The sequence below is a fragment of the Streptosporangium sp. NPDC006013 genome (assembly GCF_040614275.1).
Lineage (GTDB): Bacteria > Actinomycetota > Actinomycetes > Streptosporangiales > Streptosporangiaceae > Streptosporangium.
In genome coordinates this window covers 1-2,155 of sequence record NZ_JBEXUE010000854.1, presented here as the reverse complement: position 1 = coordinate 2,155, position 2,155 = coordinate 1, and the positions used below count along the sequence as shown (strand labels likewise).

Genomic DNA, 2,155 nt, shown 5'->3' with positions numbered 1-2,155 from the left:
CACCGCCGACTTCCTGCGGGTGAAGGTCGTCGGCTCCACCACCACCCAGGTGTTCCAGCAGCTCGGCGCGGCCGCCAACCGCAACGGCGCCTGGGGCGCGGCCGACGTCGACATCTCCGCCTTCGCCGGGCAGAGCGTCCGAATCCTCGTCGAGGCCGCCGACGCCTCGACCGCCTCCCTGGTCGAGGCGGGGGTGGACGACGTCAAGATAACCCGGCAGTAGACCGGAGCAAGGTCAGGAGGCCGGGCGGTCGCAGTCCTCGACCGCCCGGCCTCACCGTCCGCCCCCCGTCTCCACGGGCGGCCGGCTCAGCCTCGCTCCCGGTTGTCCGCCGATGACCGGGTGCCCCTCGCGGGCACCGTGCACATGCCGGGCGGGAGCGTGGCCCGAACGCGACGAACGGTCATCCGCCGAGTTCGCCGCGGAGGCTCAGCGGGCGCATGTCGGTCCACTCCGCCTGGATGTGGGCCAGGCAGTCCTCCTTGGAACCGGTCTTTCCCACCTCGCGCCAGCCGTTGGGAATCGCCCGGCCGGCGGCCCAGATGGAGTACTGCTCCTCGTGGTTCACCACGACGGTGTAGAGGTCGGTGGTCATCGGGTGGCCCTTTCTTTCATGACGAGCCGGCGGTCGGCCAGCTCCTGGAGTACGTCCTTGTCGGTGATGATCTTCGCGTCGGGGATGACGTCCGGCAGGTCGTCTTCGAGAAGGCGGACCGGCCGGTAGCGGTAGGCGGCGAGACCGAGCAGCACCGTGCAGATGCCTGCGGTGATCATGAGATATCCGATGCCTCGCCCCGGGTCTGCCGCGAGCGGCTCGAAGACGTGTTCCACGAGCGGCGCCGCCGACAGGAATCCGGCGGGCAGCATCATCCAGCTGAACATCAGGGTGGTCGCGATCACCCGGCCCTGGAGCTCGAGCCCGACCTTGGCCTGGACGATGGAGAGCCAGTGCGTGTTGAGCACGGCGGTGGCCAGGCCCATGCCGAACAGGCCGAGAGCCGGGAAGACCGGGTGCGGCCAGAGCCCCATGACGGCCATCGACAGGCCGATCAGGACGAAGCTCCCGATGATGCCCGCGGTACGACGTGGCAGGCCCCCGGTCACGCTCATCAGAGCGCTGCCCACCAGCAGCCCGACACCGCTCGCGGCAAGGATCATGCCGAGCACGGAAGGGTCACCCAGTGACAGCGCGAGGGGGGTCGCCAGCAACTCGACCATTCCCATCATGAAGTTCAGCACGGCGGTGAAGCCGATGATGGCCATGAGGCCGTGCCGCCGTGAGATGTAACGCCAGCCGCCGAGGAGCTCCTTGCCGAACGACTCCTCCTTCCTGACGAAGAGCGTGTCGGGGAACCGGACGGTGAGATTGATCGTGACCGCGACCAGGAACGAGACCAGGTCGATGAGCAGGATGCCCTGCAAACCGATGGCGGCCGCGAGCGCGCCCCCCAGCAGGGGAGCCAGGGTCGTGCTGACGGCGCTGCCGATCTGGGTGATGCCGTTCGCCCTCCCGTAGTACCGCTTGGGCACGAGCTGGGTGACGGCGGCCAGGTAGGCCGGTTGCTGGAACGCGTTGGCACAGGCGCCGACGGTGACGGCGATGAAGATGTGCCAGAGTTCGAGGTGGCCGAGCATGAAGAGGGTACCGAGGCCGAGGGTCGCCGAGGCGGCGAAGGTGTCGGCGAAGATCATGATCTTTCGCCGGTCCCAGCGGTCCGCCAGCGTTCCGGCGACCGGTGCCAGTACGACGGCGGGCAGCAGGGCCAGGACCGTGGTGAGCGCGAACAGTGAGATCGACCCGGACCGCTGGTAGACCCACAGACCCATGGCGAACGTGGTGAGTCCCGTGCCGACGACCGAGACGAGCTGCCCTGCCGCGACGAGGGAGAACGTCCGCAGACTCGGCTGCGCAGTCCGCGTCGGCGGGGTTTCGGCCCGGTCCTCCCGGGCCTGTTCGTTCCCGCTCCGGCCGTCGGGCCGCCGCCCCTGGTAGGAGGTGATGATGTCCGCCAGCTCGGCCGCCTGGTGTTTCTGGAAGTAGTGACCGGCCCCCTGGATGACCTCCAGGGACACCGAGTCCGAGAACTCCTCCCACTCCCTGAACCGTTCCTGGTACAGCTCGGTGGCCCGGTCGGCGGCGCCGATCACGGAGAC

At 69.0% G+C, this 2,155-nt stretch carries 2 protein-coding genes and 1 pseudogene; 1 reads left to right on the top strand and 2 read right to left on the bottom strand.

Annotated elements, in window-relative coordinates; all coding sequences use genetic code 11:
• Positions 1-223 (top strand): annotated as a pseudogene (locus ABZ260_RS50340) (aminopeptidase); the annotation flags it as partial.
• 181 nt (positions 224-404) lie between these two features.
• Here the strand turns inward: ABZ260_RS50340 and ABZ260_RS50335 are convergent.
• Together ABZ260_RS50335 and ABZ260_RS50330 are read right to left on the bottom strand one after the other, a co-directional pair.
• Positions 405-596, bottom strand: a complete 192-nt coding sequence (locus ABZ260_RS50335) for an MbtH family NRPS accessory protein (protein ID WP_355549607.1) — start codon at positions 594-596, stop codon at positions 405-407.
• On the bottom strand, positions 593-2,155 hold a 1,563-nt coding region (locus tag ABZ260_RS50330; protein WP_355632880.1), incomplete at its 5' end, for an MFS transporter. The genes ABZ260_RS50330 and ABZ260_RS50335, both read right to left, overlap by 4 nt.